Annotated in this window: 13 protein-coding genes; 8 read left to right on the top strand and 5 right to left on the bottom strand. The window is 54.9% G+C overall.

The features are described 5' to 3' along the window. Positions 1-109 precede the first annotated feature (109 nt). Positions 110-3,091 (top strand): DNA polymerase I, encoded by a 2,982-nt coding sequence (polA, locus tag I6I94_RS01365; RefSeq protein ID WP_201620791.1) that lies wholly within the window; start codon positions 110-112, stop codon positions 3,089-3,091. A gap of 353 nt (positions 3,092-3,444) precedes the next feature. Next, positions 3,445-4,899, top strand: coding sequence for a 30S ribosomal protein S1 (gene rpsA / locus I6I94_RS01360; RefSeq protein WP_006887293.1), 1,455 nt, complete (start codon positions 3,445-3,447; stop codon positions 4,897-4,899). Positions 4,900-5,005: 106 nt separating this feature from the next. Here rpsA and coaE read toward each other — a convergent pair whose 3' ends face one another. Beyond that, the gene (gene coaE, locus I6I94_RS01355) at positions 5,006-5,623 is read right to left on the bottom strand and encodes a dephospho-CoA kinase (RefSeq protein ID WP_128087728.1); all 618 of its coding nucleotides are present in this window, start codon (positions 5,621-5,623) and stop codon (positions 5,006-5,008) included. Between the two features lie 40 nt (positions 5,624-5,663). Here coaE and I6I94_RS01350 point away from each other — a divergent pair, with 40 nt between their 5' ends. From I6I94_RS01350 to I6I94_RS01330, 5 genes are all read left to right on the top strand, one after another. Next, complete coding sequence (locus I6I94_RS01350; protein WP_128088198.1) at positions 5,664-6,353, top strand: IMPACT family protein; 690 nt, start codon at positions 5,664-5,666, stop codon at positions 6,351-6,353. Between the two features lie 138 nt (positions 6,354-6,491). Further along, positions 6,492-7,709: a hypothetical protein gene (locus tag I6I94_RS01345; protein WP_128087729.1), complete on the top strand. Its 1,218-nt coding sequence runs from the start codon at positions 6,492-6,494 to the stop codon at positions 7,707-7,709. Between the two features lie 285 nt (positions 7,710-7,994). After that, positions 7,995-10,166 (top strand): excinuclease ABC subunit UvrB, encoded by a 2,172-nt coding sequence (gene uvrB, locus I6I94_RS01340; protein WP_128087730.1) that lies wholly within the window; start codon positions 7,995-7,997, stop codon positions 10,164-10,166. A gap of 208 nt (positions 10,167-10,374) precedes the next feature. After that, positions 10,375-11,118 carry a hypothetical protein gene (locus I6I94_RS01335; protein WP_023133300.1) on the top strand — a complete coding sequence of 248 codons (744 nt, stop codon included), beginning with the start codon at positions 10,375-10,377 and terminating at the stop codon, positions 11,116-11,118. 76 nt (positions 11,119-11,194) lie between these two features. Then, positions 11,195-11,872 (top strand): hypothetical protein, encoded by a 678-nt coding sequence (locus tag I6I94_RS01330; protein ID WP_037287612.1) that lies wholly within the window; start codon positions 11,195-11,197, stop codon positions 11,870-11,872. A gap of 26 nt (positions 11,873-11,898) precedes the next feature. On the opposite strand, the gene I6I94_RS01325 is transcribed toward I6I94_RS01330, so the two are convergent. Continuing rightward, positions 11,899-12,297 (bottom strand): winged helix-turn-helix transcriptional regulator, encoded by a 399-nt coding sequence (locus I6I94_RS01325; protein WP_037234289.1) that lies wholly within the window; start codon positions 12,295-12,297, stop codon positions 11,899-11,901. Positions 12,298-12,502: 205 nt separating this feature from the next. Between I6I94_RS01325 and I6I94_RS01320 the strand changes: the two genes are divergently transcribed. Then, on the top strand, positions 12,503-13,105 hold the full coding sequence (locus tag I6I94_RS01320; protein ID WP_037234293.1) for an NAD(P)-dependent oxidoreductase: 603 nt from the start codon (positions 12,503-12,505) through the stop codon (positions 13,103-13,105). A gap of 139 nt (positions 13,106-13,244) precedes the next feature. Here the strand turns inward: I6I94_RS01320 and I6I94_RS01315 are convergent, their stop codons facing one another. The 3 genes from I6I94_RS01315 to I6I94_RS01305 all read right to left on the bottom strand — a co-directional run bounded on the left by I6I94_RS01315 (position 13,245) and on the right by I6I94_RS01305 (position 19,679). Next, positions 13,245-14,678, bottom strand: coding sequence for an alpha/beta fold hydrolase (locus I6I94_RS01315; protein WP_238693465.1), 1,434 nt, complete (start codon positions 14,676-14,678; stop codon positions 13,245-13,247). A 160-nt stretch (positions 14,679-14,838) separates the two neighbouring features. Continuing rightward, entirely contained in the window at positions 14,839-16,146 is a 1,308-nt protein-coding gene (locus I6I94_RS01310; RefSeq protein ID WP_201620790.1) for a hypothetical protein, read from the bottom strand. 926 nt (positions 16,147-17,072) lie between these two features. Next, a complete protein-coding gene (locus I6I94_RS01305; RefSeq protein ID WP_201620789.1) occupies positions 17,073-19,679 on the bottom strand; it encodes a DEAD/DEAH box helicase in 2,607 nt (868 codons plus the stop codon). Positions 19,680-19,810: the final 131 nt, after the last annotated feature.

Raw genomic sequence — 19,810 nt, 5'->3', positions numbered from 1 at the left:
TACGTTAAGGCGCGCTCACCGTGGCGGCTCCTGAGCCGTATGACGCTGCAGAGCACTTGCGATCACCACCGCCTCAACATCCCTAGACCTCAACGGTAAACTAGAGTAGATGAGTACTTCTGATAAGACCCTCCTTCTGATTGATGGCCATTCCCTAGCCCTGCGCTCCTTCTTCGGTATCTACACGATGGCCGAGAAAACCGGGCAGCACGTCTTTGTGCGTAGCGATGGGCAGCATACCGAAGCTGTGCACGCCTTCCTCTCAACCTTGCTCAACATCATTAAGGACTACCGCCCCAGCCACATTGCGGTTGCTTTTGACCTGCCTGGCGGCACGTTCCGTACCGCAGAATACAGTGACTACAAGGGTGGTCGAACCGAGATCCCGCAGGCATTTGATGGGCAGATCGACCTGATTAAGAAGATGCTCACCGCCTTGCGTATCCCCGCGCTCACGCAGGAGAACTACGAGGCCGACGACATTGTCGCCACCCTTACCCGCCGCGGAACCGAAGAGAACTACCGAGTATTTATCCTCTCGGGCGACCGCGATATTTTTCAGCTGGTTACCGACAAAGTGACCCTGTTGTACCCCGTCACCACAGGCCCCTCCAAGGGTATCCAGCTGATGGATCCTGCCGCCGTAGAGAAAAAAACTAAAGTACCCCCGCGCCTATACCCCGACCTTGCAGCGCTCACTGGTGAACAAGCCGATAACCTGCCTGGCGTTCCCGGTGTGGGGCCCGGGTTCGCTGCAAAATGGTTAACCGAATACGGCGACCTTGACGGGGTGATCGCCAACCAAGACAGCATTAAAGGCAAAAAAGGGGAGGCCCTTCGCGAAAATATTGAGAACGTGCGCCGTAACCGTCGCCTCAACCAGCTGGTGGATGACCTCAACATACCACTGGACCTGGGGGAAGACACCAGGTTCCTTCCCGACCTTGACGCACTGGATTCCTTCTTCGATGAGGTTCAATTCCGCACCATCCGCAAACGCGCCCATGACACGTTAGGCCCGGTAGTGCGTGCTGCTGGGGCTGCCACGCGCACTGCAGCAGCAACCGCTGGGGGTGGTGAGGTTGATGAATTCGGGCAGGGGACGCTCTTTGCCGTGCCGGGGCAGCAACCCGCCGCCCCGAAAACGTTACCTTCTGGGCCTGTCTTTGAGCCTATCGCAACGGATAAACCGGTCACCGCGCAAACCGCCGCGCAGTTTCGCCATTGGTGCACCCAGGCTGCTACCGAAGGCTACGGTCAAGGCCTTGATGTGCCTGAACGTCTTAAAGGCGCCGTAACCCTCCTGCCGGTTATTGATGTGCCTGTGGCCCGTGAAGGCGTGAAAACCACAAAAACTAAAATCCGCTCGGCCGAAGAGAATCCCGTGCTTCGGGGGTTAATCCTCACCAGCAAAAGCTCTTCCCTGTGGGTGGATACCGTCACTATCGGAGAAGAGCTCAATAGCGCACTCGCGGCGTGGCTCTCCGATAGGAACGCGCACAAAATCGTGATGGACTTAAAGATTCAGCGGAAGCTTCTGCACGAAAACGGGTACGAGTTAGAAGGTGCCGTGGAGGATCCCGCTCTTTCGTCGTACATGTGCGGGCATATTCCCGCTACTACACGCCGTCTTTTCGCGGAACGTATTGAAGACTTGGCGGAGAAATACCTGTGGATTCCCACCGAAGACTACGGTGAGCTCGTATTCTTGCCGGAGGACATTATGGGACCCGAAAACCTGCGTTATTTCACCCAGGTATCCCGGGTTATTCGTGAACTGGCGCGGCAGCTCCACTTTGAGATGGCAGAACAGGGGCAGCTGAAAATCTATGAGGATATTGAACTGCCGCTACTGTATGTGCTCGCCGATATGGAACGTGCTGGCATTGCCGTCTCTGATGCCCTGCTTGAGGAACTCAACGGAACATTCGCCTCGCGTGCGAGCGCCGCTGAGGAACAGGCGAAGGCCGTGGTGGGGTCACACATCGACGGCGAAGAGCTGAACTTGGCCTCGGTGAAACAGCTGCAGACTGTACTATTCGAGAAACTGGGGTTGCCAAAGACCCGCAAAATAAAAACCGGGTACTCGACTGATTCAGAGTCAATGACTGACCTGCTGGGTAAGATCTCTCCCGAATCTGACGGGGCTCAGTTCTTAGTATCTTTGCAGGGGTACCGCGATAATGTGAAACTCAAACAGACCGTTGAGGGGCTGCAGAAAGCGGCACGTATTGACGGCCGTGTGCACACCACCTTCCAGCAGGGGGCAGCATCCACGGGGCGTCTTTCTTCAACCGCGCCAAATCTGCAGAACATTCCGGTGCGTTCTGAGGCGGGGCGGCGCATCCGTGATGCGTTTATTGTGGCGCCTCATCCTATTGACGGTGTGGAGTATGAGGGGCTGCTAACCGCCGACTACTCGCAGATTGAGATGCGTATTATGGTGCATCTTGCAAAGGACGAGAAGCTTATTGCCGCTTACCAAGAAGGCGAAGACCTGCACCGTTTCGTGGGGTCTGAAGTGTTCGGTGTGGCTCCTGAGGACGTGACCTCGCAGATGCGCTCGAAGGTGAAGGCGATGTCGTACGGGCTGGCGTATGGGTTGTCTCGTTTCGGGCTGGCGAAGCAGCTGAACATTAGCTCTGATGAGGCGGGCCAGCTGCGCACGAACTACTTTAAACGGTTCGGGCGCGTGGGACGTTTCTTGCGCGGCGTGCTGAAACAGGCCCACGCTGACGGCTACACGCAGACTATTTTTGGCCGCCGCCGCCAGCTCCCTGATTTAGACTCGCCCAACCGCACCCGGCGTGAGGCGGCTGAACGGGCCGCGCTGAACGCCCCAATTCAGGGTACTGCAGCAGACATTATTAAAATCGCGATGATTAATATTCACCGACGCCTGCGCGACGAAAACCTGAAAACCCGTATGCTCTTGCAGGTGCACGATGAGATCATCCTTGAGGTTGCACAAGGGGAACGGGAAACTGCACAGCGTATCCTGGTGGAAGAGATGAGCGGTGCAGCGCAGCTGTCGGTTCCGTTGGATGTGCAGGTCGGCTGGGGTAAATCCTGGCAGGAAGCCGGGCATTAAGGAAGTCCTGGCTGCTGTCACGGCAGTACATTAGCGGGGGTAAAGTACGATGTGTGGCGGCTACACGCCGTTGCATTCGCCTTAGATGCGTGTTGTTCATTGACGACACGCCCGAGATTCGCATACACTAGTAATTGCGTGTATTGGCACTTCTGTGCGCCCTCACCACTGGTGGGGGCTTTACTAGACGGTTCGCCGAATAGTCTGGTTATTACGGTATGCGCGGTAAGTATCCGTCAGACTCGACGCATCCTTCCGGGATGAGCGCTTCACAGCGTATTACCGGAGGCCGAGGCATACCTGCCATGGTGGATGCGCCGACCTATAAGTAATCCAATTGGAGCCCTAACTATATGAGCACCAACATCCCTCAGGTCGCAATCAACGACATTGGCAACGAGGAAGAATTCCTCAAGGCAGTTGACGAGACCATCAAGTACTTCAACGATGGCGATCTCGTCTCCGGTCAGGTTGTTAAGGTTGATCACGATGAGGTTCTGCTCGACATCGGTTACAAGACCGAAGGCGTCATTCCCTCCCGCGAGCTCTCCATCAAGCATGACGTTGACCCCGGCGAAGTCGTAACCGTCGGCGACGAAATTGAGGCTCTCGTCCTCACCAAGGAGGACAAGGAAGGCCGCCTAATTCTCTCCAAGAAGCGTGCACAGTACGAGCGCGCATGGGGCGACATCGAAAAGATCAAGGAAAACGACGGTGTTGTCACCGGTACCGTCATTGAGGTTGTCAAGGGCGGCCTTATCCTCGACATTGGGCTGCGTGGCTTCCTGCCCGCGTCACTGGTTGAGATGCGACGCGTCCGTGACCTCGCACCCTACATTGGTCAGCAGCTTGAAGCGAAGATCATTGAGCTTGATAAGAACCGCAACAACGTGGTGCTCTCCCGCCGTGCATGGCTTGAGCAGACCCAGTCTGAGGTTCGCTCCACCTTCCTCAACCAGCTCGAAAAGGGCCAGGTGCGCGATGGTGTGGTTTCCTCCATCGTCAACTTCGGTGCTTTCGTGGATCTGGGCGGTGTGGACGGCCTGGTGCACGTCTCCGAGCTGTCCTGGAAGCACATCGACCACCCCTCCGAGGTTGTCGAGGTTGGCCAGAAGGTCACCGTCGAGGTGCTAGAGGTAGACCTGGATCGCGAGCGTGTCTCGCTGTCTCTGAAGGCCACCCAGGAAGACCCGTGGCAGGCATTCGCCCGTACCCACGCCTTAGGCCAGATCGTTCCCGGCAAGGTCACCAAGCTTGTTCCCTTCGGCGCGTTCGTCCGCGTGGAAGACGGCATCGAGGGCCTGGTTCACATCTCCGAGCTGGCTGTACGCCACGTGGATTTGGCAGACCAGGTTGTCTCGGTTGGCGAAGAACTGTTCGTGAAGATCATCGACATCGACATGGACCGCCGCCGCATCTCGCTGTCCCTCAAGCAGGCTAATGAGGGTATTGACCCCAACGCCACCGAGTTCGACCCCGCACTGTACGGCATGGCCGCAGAGTACGACGAGAACGGCGAGTACAAGTACCCCGAGGGCTTCGACCCCGAGAAGGGCGAATGGCTCGAAGGTTACGAGGCACAGCGCGAGGCATGGGAAGCTCAGTACGCCGAGGCCCAGGCTCGTTTCGAGGCACACAAGGTGCAGGTCGCCAAGGCCCTGGAGGCTGACGCGGAAGCCGCTGCATCCGCACCGGTTGCTGCGGAGCCCGCACCGACTTCCTACTCCTCCGACGATAAGTCTTCGGCAGGCACCTTAGCTTCTGATGAGGCGCTGGCTGAGCTCCGTAAGAAGCTGACCGGCAACTAAGCCTAGTTTCACGCTCCTGTAACTGATTGAGCGCATAGGGGAGGGGCTTCCACCGCACAGGTTGGTGGGAGCCCCTCCTTTGCTGCGTTTATGACGGCCTGGATCGTTAGTGGTTGGTCATGAGTGCCCAGATACGTTCCACTTGGGTTTGTGTGTTTTCTGCGGAGCCGTCGTTGTCGATAATCCAAGTGGCAATGGCGGCGCGTTGGGTATCTGTGGCTTGGGCTGCGATACGGGCCCGTGCGTCTTCTTCAGCCATGCCCCGTGTCTCCATGAGGCGGGTGAGTCGCTTCTCCAGGCTGGTACGTACCACAATGACACCGTCGAACTCTGCGGCACGGTTTGTCTCGGCTAGAAGCGGAATGTCGTCAATAATAATGCCTGAGAACCCGGGGGCACGCCAAGCCTGCTCCACCAAAGCATCCGCACGGGCGCGTACGGCCGGGTGCACAATATTGTTCAGACGGGTGCGGGCGTCCTCATCGGAGAACACCAAAGCCGCTAAGGCTGGACGGTTGAGCGTGCCGTCCGGGTGCAGGATATCGGGGCCGAATTCTGCAACAACGGCATTGAGCGTGTTTTCTGTAGGGCGCATGAGGTCTCGTGAGATAGCATCCGCATCAATGATGACCGCCCCCAGATGGGCAAACATTGCGGCTACTGTGCTTTTGCCGCTGCCGATACCGCCGGTGATTGCGTACCGTCGAAGTGTTTTTTCTGTCATGCGACCGCCTAAAATAGGTAGGGTGAATAGTCCCCAGGATATTGCCGTTCAGACCCGTGCTAACCGGTATACCGTTCCGCACGGTACCGAAGAGTACGAGCATCTGCTTGAGATTAAGCGTAGCGAGTTTATTGGGCATATCAAACAGGTGAGTTCTCAAGATGAGGCCCGGGATTATATTGAGTCGCTGCGCAAAACCTACCATGATGCACGGCATGTGTGTTCGGCATTTGTGGTGGGTGCTGATAGGGATGTGCAGCGTTCTTCTGATGATGGTGAACCAGCTGGTACGGCGGGTATTCCAATGCTTCAGGCTCTTTTAGCGCGGCAGAGCCGACCGGATGGCACCACTGATCTTTCGGATACGGTGGCGGTGGTGGTGCGCTATTTCGGCGGTATTAAATTGGGCGCCTCAGGGCTGGTGCGTGCCTATACAGATGCGGTGGCACAGACTCTAGATGCGGCCAGCTTCGATTCGCGGGAGCGTGTGCGGGTGGGGGTTGTCGCGGCGTCTCATGCGGATGCGGGCCGTTTGGAGAATGAGATGAGGGCGTGTGGGCTGAACGTTTTGGGTACTGACTATTTAGCGGATGGGGCTCAGATTTCTATGGGCGTATTTGATTGCACCGAGGATTTGGAGCGCGCCAACGAGCAGGTTGTGACGATAACTGCCGGGGCTGGGACGGTGCTCTGGGGAGATACCCGCTGGGTTGATATACCGTTTAATTAGTTCAAGCAACCTAGTATAAAAGTTATACCTAAATATTAAATCAGGGTGAGCATAGTATCTGGTGTGTGTTTGTGGTACGTTGAATACGGCGCGGCGTTACCTGCCGCGTTAAGTCAACCGAGAGCCGAGAGTTTTCTAGTGCGCTTTCCCGATTATGAACACAGCACACAAACCAATACCCCGCCAGAGGCTGACACCGCAACCGTTGAGCAGATTCTTGAGGCCTACAACAAAGGCAACCTGGATACACTGTTAAACGTTTTGGCGAGGCGCCCGCGTGAACTCGCTCAACAGCTGAACCGTATTTGCAGGGCTTTCCCCGCAGAGCTTGAGCGTGTCGCGGTGGTTCTTCAGCAGGTCGGGGATCAGCTGCCGGTAGAAACCTTGGTTCGTTTGCACAATCAGTATGCGAATGCCGCCCGTGGGGTGGGTGAGTGTCTATCAATGGATAACCTCCGAATGGTGCACCTGATTCAGGCGCCCATGATAACCCGCAGCCACGCTGCGCGCCTGCTGTTGGCTATTGAAATGTGCCTGGTGGGTAGGATGGAAGGCTTCAGCGTTGAGATGCCTCCCCAAGACTATTACCGCCCTATGAAGGCTGAGCCTGCACCTACCTCATGCAACCCCGCGCTGGACGGGGCGATTAACCCGTTTACACCAGCGTTGTGGGAGCCATTCCGGCTTGGCGGCAGCGATGAGGCAGTGGCATTGAGCGCTACAGGCGTGCGGGAGGTTCCTAACGGTTATGAGCTTTCGGTGCTCCTGCTGGATGACGACTATACCCAGGTGAAAACCATTGAACGGGGTGTTGAGGATACCTGTTTTTCCTGCTTCTGGGATGAGGAAGGCGTGGACTCGGAGAACGATATACGATGCGGGCTCACGCTTGGGTACCGTATCGAAGAATACGCCGAGGTTAATGTGCACCGCGCTATGGCCTTGGGTGTGCGGTACGTAGTGGTAACCGCGCGGGTAGGGGAGCGCTTCCCACAGTTTGGTAGTGCAGACAACCCAGGGAAAGCCCCGCAGGGCTCGCCCGTGCACCCTGACACACCACGCTTTACCTCACAGGTGGCTCCCGATATAAGGTCTTTGACGATAACCCCGGAGGCGACTATCCGCCCGGTGGAACATCGGGGTAATTTTCATGTGCTTGATGCGCCTGGCCGCACCGTGTGCGCTGTCCTGGATTTGTATAAGCAGCGCATTAGCACCCCTGCTGTGGGTATCCCTGAAGGGGCAGATGAGGATACCACCCTCACTGCTATTATGGGCGTGCTTAACGGGTACCTGCCCATGACCGTTCGGGAATTCATGCGGTTATCGGGTGCTGCTGTGCGCAAACCCGACTAGTTAGCCCAAAACATAAGGCGGGTGGGCCGCAAGGTACAGTAACCTTTTGGCGGCCCACCCTTTCGGATTCCGCTGCCCCTAAGAAGCACACTGGAGCGTCGCTGATAACGGCTAACGCTGTAGGGCAATTGACATTTGAGCAAGTGGAGCAGTAAGAACGTGACGGAGACTATCTTCTGTCGTCAAATTTATATAATTTATGTCACTCTGCGAGAAATGGTGGGGAATGTGCGCCCGTGACGAACCAGTGCGTACTAGGGCGTGGGCGGTTATTAGAATGAATATATGAGTCTTGCGCAGGAAATTAACCGAGTCGTCGCCCCGTTTGAGGTTGTTAGCCAGTACAAACCTGCCGGGGATCAGCCAAAAGCCATCGCGGAGCTGACTGAGCGGGTGGAGAATGGCGAAAAAGATATTGTGCTCATGGGCGCTACCGGTACCGGTAAGTCTGCCACGGCGGCGTGGCTCATTGAGTCGGTGCAGCGTCCCACCCTGGTGATGGTTCAGAATAAGACTCTTGCCGCGCAGTTGGCGAATGAGCTGCGTGAGCTGCTGCCGCATAATGCAGTCGAATATTTCGTTTCGTACTACGACTACTATCAGCCTGAGGCTTATGTGCCGCAGACTGATACGTTCATTGAAAAGGACTCCTCTATTAACGAGGAGGTGGAGCGTCTGCGTCACTCCGCTACAAACTCCCTGCTGACCCGCCGCGATGTTGTTGTGGTCTCAACCGTTTCGTGTATCTACGGTTTGGGTACTCCTGAGGAGTATGTGGAGCAGATGGTAACCCTCAAACGAGGGGATGAGATTGACCGGGATGATCTGCTGCGTCAGTTTGTGGCTATGCAGTACGCCCGTAATGATATGGATTTTCACCGCGGAACGTTCCGCGTTCGGGGAGACACCGTCGAGATTATTCCCATGTATGAGGAGCACGCTATTCGCATTGAGTTCTTCGGGGATGAGATTGAGGCAATCTACACGCTGCACCCACTCACAGGTGAGGTTATTCGAGAAGAAACCGAGATGTATGTTTTCCCGGCAAGCCATTATGTTGCCGGTGCCGAGCGTATGGCCCGGGCCATCGCTTCCATTGAAGATGAGCTTCAGGAGCGCCTGCAGGTCCTGGAGTCTCAGGGGAAACTTTTGGAGGCTCAACGGCTACGAATGCGCACCACCTATGACCTTGAGATGATGGAGCAGATGGGGTTCTGCAACGGTATCGAGAACTATTCACGCCACATTGATGGACGCGCGGCCGGTAGCGCACCGCACTGTCTGCTGGATTATTTTCCGGATGATTTTTTGCTCATTATTGATGAGTCTCACGTGACGGTTCCTCAGATTGGGTCCATGTATGAGGGCGATATGTCGCGTAAACGCACCCTAGTGGAGCACGGTTTCAGGCTGCCGTCTGCGATGGATAACCGCCCGCTGAAATGGGATGAGTTTTTGGAGCGCATTGGGCAGACCGTGTACCTGTCGGCAACTCCGGGTAAGTATGAGCTTTCGCAGGCTGACGGGTATGTGGAGCAGATTATTCGACCAACTGGCCTAGTGGATCCCGAGGTGGTGGTGAAACCCACGAAGGGTCAGATTGATGATTTGTTGGAGCAGATCCGTGAACGTACCGAACGCGATGAGCGCGTGCTGGTAACCACGTTAACGAAGCGTATGGCGGAGGACTTGACTGAGTACCTGGTGCAGCACGGAGTGAAGGTACAGTATTTGCATTCCGACGTGGACACGCTCAAACGCGTAGAGCTTCTGCGTGAGCTACGGCTGGGGACATTCGATGTGCTGGTGGGTATTAACCTGCTCCGTGAGGGGCTGGACCTGCCGGAGGTGTCGCTGGTGGCGATCCTTGACGCAGATAAAGAGGGGTTCCTTCGCTCGACGACATCGTTGATTCAGACGATTGGGCGCGCGGCGCGTAACGTCTCGGGGCAGGTACATATGTATGCAGATAAGATGACGGATTCGATGCGCACTGCCATTGATGAAACGAATCGTCGCCGTGAGATTCAGCAGGCGTATAACCGTGAGCATGGTCTGGACCCGCAGCCTTTGCGGAAGAAGATTGCCGATATTACGGATGTGCTCGCCCGTGAAGAAGAAGATACTCGCGAACTGCTGCAGCTGCGTAAGGCGGGTAAGAGTGGTGCCCGCAGTGTTGAGAGCGGTAAGAAAGCCACGAAGGGTGGTGCGGGTGCCAAGATTGCAACGAGCACCCCGGAGTCAGATGCCCTCTTGGCAAAAGCTCAGGAGCGTGTACGTGCGGACGGCCTGGCGGCTGAGCCTGCAGAGGACCTGCTGGATCTGATTGAGCAGATGAATGAGCAGATGCGCCTTGCTGCCGAGAACCTGCAGTTTGAGCTGGCGGCACGTCTGCGTGATGAGCTGTCTGAGCTGAAGAAGGAGCTTCGTCAGATGCAGCAGGCGGGGCATGCCTAAAAAGGGCTTGCTTTACCAGTAAACCTATGCGGTAAAAATACCTCTGCTGATAGTTGAGAGTTTTATTTGGGGTTGGACTACGTGTAAACTTATCGAAGCGGTTGTATTTTTGCGCATATGCGTTGCCGCTTGTGGAGGGTTCAGCATTAGCTCTCTACATACTCAGCTCTCAGACACGCATTCACTCACAGACCTACGGAGGACTTATATGTCACATATCCCCGCGCGTACTTTTAACAGGCGTACTTTCGCTAAAGGTGTTGGCTGGGCGGCGCCTGCCGTCGTGGCTTCAGCAGCGGTACCAGCCTACGCCAGTTCGGTGTGCGAGACAAAACCTCCGCTGAAGTTTAATGAGAAGAGCCGGTGGGTGTTTCAAAATACCGGTTCTGCGAACCTGTACTCTCGTAACGGGTTTAGGGCCATCACGTACCAGCAGCAAGAGTTTTTCACATCTTTATCAACCGTGGATTACGATAAGTCCCAGACAGATAAACCTCAGATAGCTGTGGTGCGTGGCAGCTACGAAGCGTCCAGTACGGGGGACGCAGCCTTTAATCCGCGGTGCGGTAAGTACAGATTTAAAGTTGATCTGATATCGATGCGGGGTGCTGCCCCCACAGAGAACACCAGGTTATACCCCACTCTGGAGATTCGGCTCATTGGCCCTGACGGGCTCACTGTTCCCGGTACCGAACAGAAATTTACTACCGATCCGAAGTCCACAGAAACGGGCGTGAAAATTCTGCCCGCCACAGACGCGAAACCGCCGAGGCCCCAGTACGTGACTGCTGCAACTCCAGTCACGTTTACCCCTAAAGCTGGCACGTACTATTTTGAAGCTAAGCTTACTGCACCGGTTAACTATAACCATGGAACTGGTGTGCGTGATAGGAATATGCAGGCTGACGGGATTGGCGTCACTGCCCCAACCTTTGAATTTATTGGGCAGTAACCTCAGCGATTAATCACATAAACCAGAGCAAAATAAGCGCATAAACATACGTAACTAGTGAGCAGACAGAACCCCGTTGAGCATACAGAAGCATTCGAGAATAAACCGCCGCACCCTCACGAAAGGCGTAGCGTGGGCGGTACCGGCGGTGCTAGCATCTGCCGCCGTACCTGCTTTCGCGGCGTCTCGGTGTCAAACAGCTGAAGGGCACGGGTTCGCCCGATCCAGTCGATGGGCTATCGCTAACCCCGCAACGGGGGCTTTGGCATCACCTGCATCTAATGGGCCAGCAGTCATTAACGGTAAAGAATACTGGATATCACAGACAACGGCTTTGGGCGATGAGAAAGCGGTCATTACCCTCACGACAAGCTACCTTGCCAGTGATGATGGTGAAGGGGAGCTGAAACCGGGGTGTAAATACACTTTTAGGTACTTTGTAGTAGCCTCAGATACGAACCACGGTGGCCGTAAAGGGGACGTGAAGCTGGACATTCAGCTGCGTAACCCCAGCGGGGTTTTGGTGCGCAATACCGGCCACTCGTACACAACAAAATCAGGTCAGAATACTAATAAAACAACGTCCGTGCCGTTTAATACCGAGGTTGCGGCCCGCGGGGTGAACTTCACTGCACGGGAGGGGCTGTACCATCTGGAGATTACGATAACGGTTGCAGCAGAGGGAAACCGGCGAGAGAAGGTTGCTGCTCGCGGCATCGGCATCACCTCACCTTATTTCGAGTTTTCTGGATAACCTGCACCAGGTGCTGGGTCAGCTCGTTAGAGGGCGTTTTTCTGGTCGTATTTTTCTCGGGCGGCGAGTACTTCAACCATATGGTCTTGGGCCCAGCGGCGTAGCGCATTCATGGGTGCGGTAAGGGTGGTGCCCAGGGGTGTGAGTGCGTAATCAACACGTGGCGGCATAGCGGCCGTTACTTTTCGCGTCACCAGACCATCCCGCTCCATAGAGCGCAAGGTCTGGGTGAGCACCTTGGGGGAGACACCTTGAATACGGTCTTTAAGCTCACTAAACCGCGCGGTGGGTTCTTCTGAAAGGGCCGCAACAATCATTGGGGTCCAGCGGTCGGTGAGATGCCGCATCACGGTTCGTGAGGGGCATGCGCTGGCGAGGATATTAGCGGGGGAGTCAGTGTGAGGCGTCTCTGTGTTGGTGCTCATCGTTCTATGCTCTCCTTATGTGTAGAGGGTGAAGTTTTGCCCGCGGTAGGCTGCGGAAGACACTTTAAAAACTTCCCAATAGTTACCTTGAGGTACTTAGTATCTAAAGAATACTATATATTGTGTTGGCGCAACACATGAACCGCCCACAGAAAGAACACCCTCGAACCTATAGGTATTCCGGGGAACACGAAAGGACATATGAATGAATATTGCAGTCATTGGTGCAACTGGGATGGTTGGTGAACGTACCGTAACCGAAGCCACCGCACGGGGCCACCAGGTGGAGGGCTACAGCCGTTCTGGTCAGGCCGTTGCGGGAGCAGAAGGGACGGCTGTAGATCTGAGCAATACTGGAGAACTCGTTACTATCATCAATAGCCATGATGTAACCATTATTGCTGTCTCGGCAGGGCGCGGCGTATCAGCCGAGCCGGTCATCCAAGCACACAAGGCACTTATTGCAGCAAAACCCTCCGGCCGTTTGCTTATTGTAGGTGGTGCGGGTTCTCTCGAAGATGCCAAGGGACAGCGGTTTGTCAATAGCGCCGGATTCCCCGAAGAGTATAAGGCCGAGGCACTGGCCTTCTGCCAAATCCTTGACGAATACCGTGCATCTGCAGGACTAACGTGGACCATGCTCTCACCCGCATTCAATATTGCCCCTGGCAAGCGCACCGGCGCATACAATACCGCGCTTGACAACCCCGCAGGCGAAGCGATCAGCGCAGAAGACTTTGCGGTGGCCCTCGTTGACGAAGCTGAAACCCCCAAGCACATTGGACGCCGTTTTACCGTCGCCAACTAGGAGCAAATCAGCCGGTAAACCTATACCAAGGAGCAAATGAAGAAGCGGCGAACCTGTCGAGGTACTCACGCCGCCACGCAGAAAACCCCTCGTTACCACCCGGAGGGTAACGAGGGGTTTTCTGCGCCCAATATGGTTCTTACTGGTTGTGAACCTCAGCTAACATATTCTTCAAATGTCCCAGAATAGTCAGCGGGTCAGAGCCAAAACCATCATGGTGATGAGTCTTCGACGTCCACACATGGGTGTTACCCACCCACCGGGCGGTCTCCATGGAATTCTCATAATCCACATAAATATCCGGAGTATAAGCCGCCGCGACCACAGGAACCTCATTCCGGTGAAGCTGCTCATGATCGTAGAGACGACCCCAATCTTTCTTCTCCGCGAGCAGCTGCGCCACTTCAGCAAGCGGCCGTAGTGCCGGATCCTCCTCGTAGTACCAGGGGAAAATATGCTCGCCCGTGAAGAAAAGCGTCTCAGCATCAGGGGCAAATTCGGGGCGCTTAGCTGCAACACGTGCCGCCGCCCAGTTCGTAGGCGCCGGAGAAGGTGAAACAGTGAAACCAGGTATACCCGGCAGATTACCGTCAGCCGGACCATCCGCGTAAATCGTTTCGTGCATAAGAGCGTACAGCGGGTTCGCCAAGAACGACACCTCACCGCTCATGCTCGATAGGAATTGGTCTGAAAGATGGTCATCCCCTTCAGCAAACGCAGTTTCCAGGAAATAGTGCAGTCCGCGTTCACGCCAGCGTCCACCCAGGTAATGCCCCGCCATCTGGAACCGGTGATCGGTGAGGCGCTCGCCGGTGGGCAGGAACTCCTCATGGGTACGCAAATGCTCGGCGATGCGGGTAGCCAGCGCAGCATCTTCCGGGAACCAGCTGTAGTATTCCTTATTACGTTCAGCCATGCGGTCGAAGGTGTGCTCATACACGTTATCGACAGTGGTGCGGATCGGGGCCAGGCCTGCGGTAATCCGCGAATCACGTAGGGACTGTGGCGCGAACGAAAGGTAGGAAAGAGTGAGGAACCCGCCGAAGGACTGGCCAACTGTAGACCAGCGCTTATCGGTTCGGTCAGCTAGAAGAACCTCACGCACAGCCTCGGCATCTGCAATGATGGAGTCCGCACGGAACAGCTCCACATACTCTGCCTGTAGCTGCGCGTCACCAACGGCGGTGATATTACGGGCAGATAGCGGGGAAGACATGCCGGTACCGCGCTGATCCAGCAGGATGACACGGTGCGTTTTGGCTAGTTCAGCAATCCAACCGCCGATCGAACCGGTCTTTGGAGAACCGAACCCGGGCCCGCCCTGCAGGTACACAATATAGGGGCGTTTCTCAACGGGAAGAGTCAGCGTATCTGAGGTATTAATAACCTCACGTGCAAAAATCTTAATGCTCTGATCCGCAAACCGTGAAGAGAGAGCAGCATCTTTGCCACGAGAAAAAATAAGACCGTGGGTTAACGGTACCTCAAACCAGTGATCAATAATCTCGTGCTGATCGACCTTGGTGGTTGCGCCCTTACGGTACTGAACCTGGGGAAGCTTAGCGACGGCCAACGTTGAACCTTCTTTCTGTAGTGAATACACTGCTTTCAGTCTACCTCTCATTATCCCCAAAAACCGTACAGTGCAGGTGAAAAATAGGGACAATCTAAAGTGCGAGGAACACGCCTTAACCTCCCATGTTGGTAGCGTATCCCTCGCGCTCATAGGCTGCCTAGTCTTGTATCTCGCAGACGGTGGCGAACGATGTGCCATTCACCCGGCTACCGGCAACACCCGGTGAGGTTCCGGTAGCTATATATCCGCTATACACCCGCTGGTTGTCAAGATACGACCCTCCCGCACCACCGGCCCCAGAGAACGCAGCTGAGCCCACGGGGGACCAGTAGTCTCCTGCCTGGTATTCGCCATTAACGTACGTGTATTCCCCAGCCCACCGCTGGTCGGTGGCGTAGCCAGCAGCGGTCGTTACCGAGCCTGAACCGCCGCCACCGTACCCTCCGCCTCCGGTTGATCCGTGCAGTACGGAGCATTGGTTGCGGTCTGCGTGTGTGGAACCTATGGTTACCACCATGCCGATACCTACCACACCTTTACCTCCGGTACCTCCTGTAGGGGTAGTCAGATACCCGTTATCACCTGCATTGCCTGCCAAGCTCTGCCGGTATGTGTAGTACGTGGAATTGTTCTTGAAGGAAAGCGAGGAGTTGCTGGTGGGGTTGAGGAGGTTTCCAGCTTCGCCGCCAGCCCCGGCCCACCCGTTGTACCCGCCTTTACCACCGTTCATATGCAGGCTGGGGCCGGGGAAATACTCATAGGTTTCGTCATACCCTTCACCGCCGGTGTATGAAGGTCCTCCGGTGCCGCCATTAGCTATATTGCCGTGATTAAAGCGCAGTCCTTTAAATCCGCTGGGGCGTTCGCCGTAAATTTTACTCCAGGTGGTCCGGGAAATTTGGCGGGCACCGCCGCCGCCTCCGCCGCCCGCAATGGCGAGAGGTGTTCCGTTAAGCAATACGGCGGATGCGCCTCCGCCAGTGGGACCATAGAGCTCGGTGACACGGCCGGGACCTTCTTGGAATGCATTAGTGTAGCTGTTAGTCCCGATGTAGGCGGCTTCATGGGAGCCCCCGTCAGCCCAGCCGCGTCCGGGGGCTTCAGCTGATCCGGAGTAGGGGCCGCCACCGCCAGCAGTAATGAAGGTGACGGTGTCACCCTCGGTGAGGTCAATAGTTCCCGTAATATATGCTCCGGCCCCGCCAAAACCCTGGTACGAATCCCCTTGGTATGAACCGCCCGCGCCGCCGGTAATCGTGAAGGTTAGCGATTGGGTTTTATCGGTTGCTGTGAAGGTGTGCGTGAGTGAGCTGCCGTCGGTGGAAGTATTGGTAGGAATAGGGACAACGATACCGGGTTGGCAGTGCGATGCTGCAAGAGCAGGCACAGCAGTACTCGCGAGAACTACAGGTACAGCCCATGCTGTACCTTTGACCAGTCCTCGTCTAGAGATATTTCCTTTCATGAATGTTCTTTCTCCCTGTGGTTTAAATAATCTTCAAATGTGTTCGATATAAGCCGCTGTGCGGTATTCAGTAGTGTGATGACGACACGCTGAAGTCTCAGCTAGTAAGTGAATAAATTTTCTGTAAATAGAATAATACAACACTCTGTGCGAAAGGTAGGGGTGCTCAGAATGTCGTGTTTTACTAAACGTGTAGTCTAGATATAGATGAATCTATATCTTGAGGGAGTGTATATACTTTCACTCAGGGGTGGGGTGGAAACTGTTGGTATACAGTTGGCTTTAGGTGTTAAAAGAACAACCCCGCCGCGGGGTGACGACGGGGTTGGTGGCATTCAGGAAAGCTCGGATAAAATATCCGGTGTTCGCGTGCTTTCCTTGTGCTGATACCTAGTGTGCATCACAAAAAGATAATTTCCAACTCTCGTAAATCCCCTGAAAGATCTGTCAATTATGAATGTTTATCTTGAAGTATTCATGGGATTTTCTGGAAAAACAGGCATATTTTGTTTAACTGTTGAGTAAATATAAAGATATTTATATGACCTGCATAACACAAAAGGGTCTAATACTCGAAGAATATAGCACTATTTATGTGTTGCATATCACTAAAATTGAGGTGGTGAATGACTGTACAACGGTCATAAAACTGTTGGGAAAGCCCCGGCTATTCAACAAAAACCCAAGTATATGCCGAGTATATCCTCCGGCTACAGTTCAACCTGCACCAGGTTCATTACCGGAAAAACAGGGAAAGGGAGCATAAGAACCAAACCGCCACCCAATGAGTCATGAGAAACACAAAAAGAGCACGTCAGGAAGGTGCGAGAGCGGATACATCCTTCCCTTTCATCACATGTTTAAAATTTCATTTACTTATAGTAAGACATGCAACAAATGCCTATTTAGATACATTATTGCTAAATCTAGAATTCACCCACGCTTAAAATCTTCAAAACTGGGTAACCGGCATCATCGGAAGCAGCAAGATCCACCTCCGCCCGAATACCCCAGTCGAAGTTGTCCTCAGGATCAGCAAAGGTCTGCTGTACTTTCCATATACCAGGATGCTCCCGCACATTATCGTCAATCTGAACGAGCTTAGGGGAGCGGGCCTCAGCATCCGTATAAATATCGTCGTAAGCGTCAAAATAGTCGTCCATCGCATCTGCCCATGCGTCAGCATCCCACCCTGAAACCTCATCTAGCTCCCCAAGTATGCGATCTCGCTCATCAGCGAAAAGCTCCACACGGCGGAAGAGAGCATTGCGCACCATCACCCGGAACGCGCGTACATTCTTCGTGACGGCTGGGGGAGTATCATCCTCAAGCTCGGCGGCGGCACGATCAGCTGCCAAGGATGCAGCATCTTCGCCAGCGGCAAGTTTCTCCCACTCGTCCACCAGCGATGAGTCGGTTTGGCGCACTAGTTCACCCAGCCACTCAATAATCTCTGCAAGATCATCGTTGACGGCCGACTCGGGTACCGTTTGCCGCAGCGCCTTATATGCATCCGAAAGGTAACGCAGCAACACACCCTCGCCACGTTCTAACGCATAGTACTGTACAAAGTCGTTGAAACCCATAGCGCGCTCGTACATATCACGCACCACAGATTTCGGGTGAGGTTCAAAGCGCGCCACCCAGGGGGCCGACTGCTGATACGTACTGTACGCCTGCTCGATCAACTCTGCGAGAGGCTGAGGGTAGGTTACCTGATCGAGCTCATACATACGCTCGTTATACTCCACACCGTCTGCCTTCAGCTGCGCTGAAAGCTCGTTCTTAGCCTTACGCTCCTGCGCGTATAACACCAGGTGCGGTGGCTCCAAAGTTGCCTCAATCAGTGAAAGAACATCCAAAGCATAGCTGGAGGAATCGGGATCCAAAAGTTCAATAGCTGCCACTGCGAATGCCGAAAGCGGCTGATTCAACGCAAAGTTATCCTGCAAATCCTCGGTCAGCCGCAGGTATGAACCATGCTCATCCGGGGTATCTGTACGCTCAATAACCCCGCCAGTCAGCAGCTCCTTATAAATACCAACGGCTTTACGCAAAAGTTCCCGACGACGCTGCGGCGGCTCATGATTCTCCTGAAGAATGCGGTAGGCTGCAACCACCGGATTCTGCGGGCGCTGCATCAGGTTCAAAAGCATTGAGTGGGTGATATCGAACGAAGAGGTCAGCGGCTCAGGCTCTGCTGCGACCAGCTGATCGAAGGTCTTCTCCGACCACCCCACAAAACCTTCCGGCGCTTTCTTGCGCTTAGACGACAGTGACTGATTAATCTTCTTCGTATCGTCACCGAACTTCGCCTGCGCTTTAGCCAACAGACGCGCATTTTCTATATCGTGTTCGGGCGCCTGCACCACCACGGTACCGGCGGTATCAAAACCAGCTCGACCGGCACGCCCCGCGATCTGGTGAAACTCACGTGCGCGCAGACGGCGGTTCTTCGACCCATCAAACTTCGACAAGGCCGTAATAAGTACAGTGCGAATAGGCACGTTAATGCCCACGCCCAAAGTATCGGTACCGCAAATCACCTTTAACAACCCAGCCTGCGCAAGCTGCTCCACAAGGCGACGATATTTAGGGAGCATTCCCGCATGGTGAATACCAATACCAGCCCGCACCAGTTTATTCAGCACCTTGCCGAAGCCCGGGCCGAACCTGAACTTCGCAATAAGCTGCGCGATCCGCTCTTTCTCCTCCTTCGAAGCAATAGCTACCGGCAACAGCGCGTTTGCCTGCTCCAAGGCGGCCTTCTGCGAGAAATGAACAATGTAGACGGGGGTTTGTTTAGTCTGCACAAGCTCCTGAACCGCCTCCTGAATGGGATCGGTCGAGTAGTAGAAATGAAGCGGAATCGGGCGCTCGCTACTGGCAACCAGCACGCTTTCACGACCGGTGAGTGCCGTCATCTCTTCCTGGAAGCGTGTAGTGTCGCCCAGGGTCGCGCTCATGAGCAAGAATTGCGCCTGCGGAAGCTCCAAAAGCGGCAGCTGCCACGCCCAGCCGCGTTGCGGGTCAGAGTAGAAATGAAACTCATCCATAATAACCTGACAGACATCCGCAGTCTTACCCTCGCGCAGAGTAATATTCGCCAGGATCTCGGCGGTACAGCAGATAATGGGGGCATCCGCATTAATAGCCGAATCCCCGGTAATCATACCGACATTTTCGGCACCAAAAATCTCGATAAGATCAAAGAACTTCTCGGAAACAAGCGCTTTAATGGGTGCGGTGTAGTAGGAACGCTGCCCAGTTGCCAAACCGGTAAAATGCGCCGCCACCGCCACCGTAGATTTACCAGAACCGGTGGGGGTAGCCAGCACCACATTATGCCCCGCCGCAATTTCCAAGACAGCTTCATCTTGAGCCGGGTAAAGCGTCATGCCTCGACTGGAGATCCACCCGGTGAACGCCTCATAGATTTCATCCGGGGTGAGCGGATTGCCGGTGTAGTCGCGCCGGTTGTAACCGCCGGGATTCTCCGCGAGTTTGGGGGAAAGGTATTCAAGAATGCTCATGGTGCTTCAATTTTACCGAGTCTAGGGGCAGAGAATTAGCAGAATCCGTCAAAATCAGCGATGCGCACAATATTGGCGGCTGTCGCAGCATACAAAGTAGATAGGCCACAGAAAACTTGGGCGTATGGTCG

It is taken from the genome of Rothia aeria, assembly GCF_016726365.1.
Taxonomy (GTDB): Bacteria; Actinomycetota; Actinomycetes; order Actinomycetales; family Micrococcaceae; genus Rothia; species Rothia aeria.
This window is presented reverse-complemented; position numbering and strand designations above follow the sequence as displayed.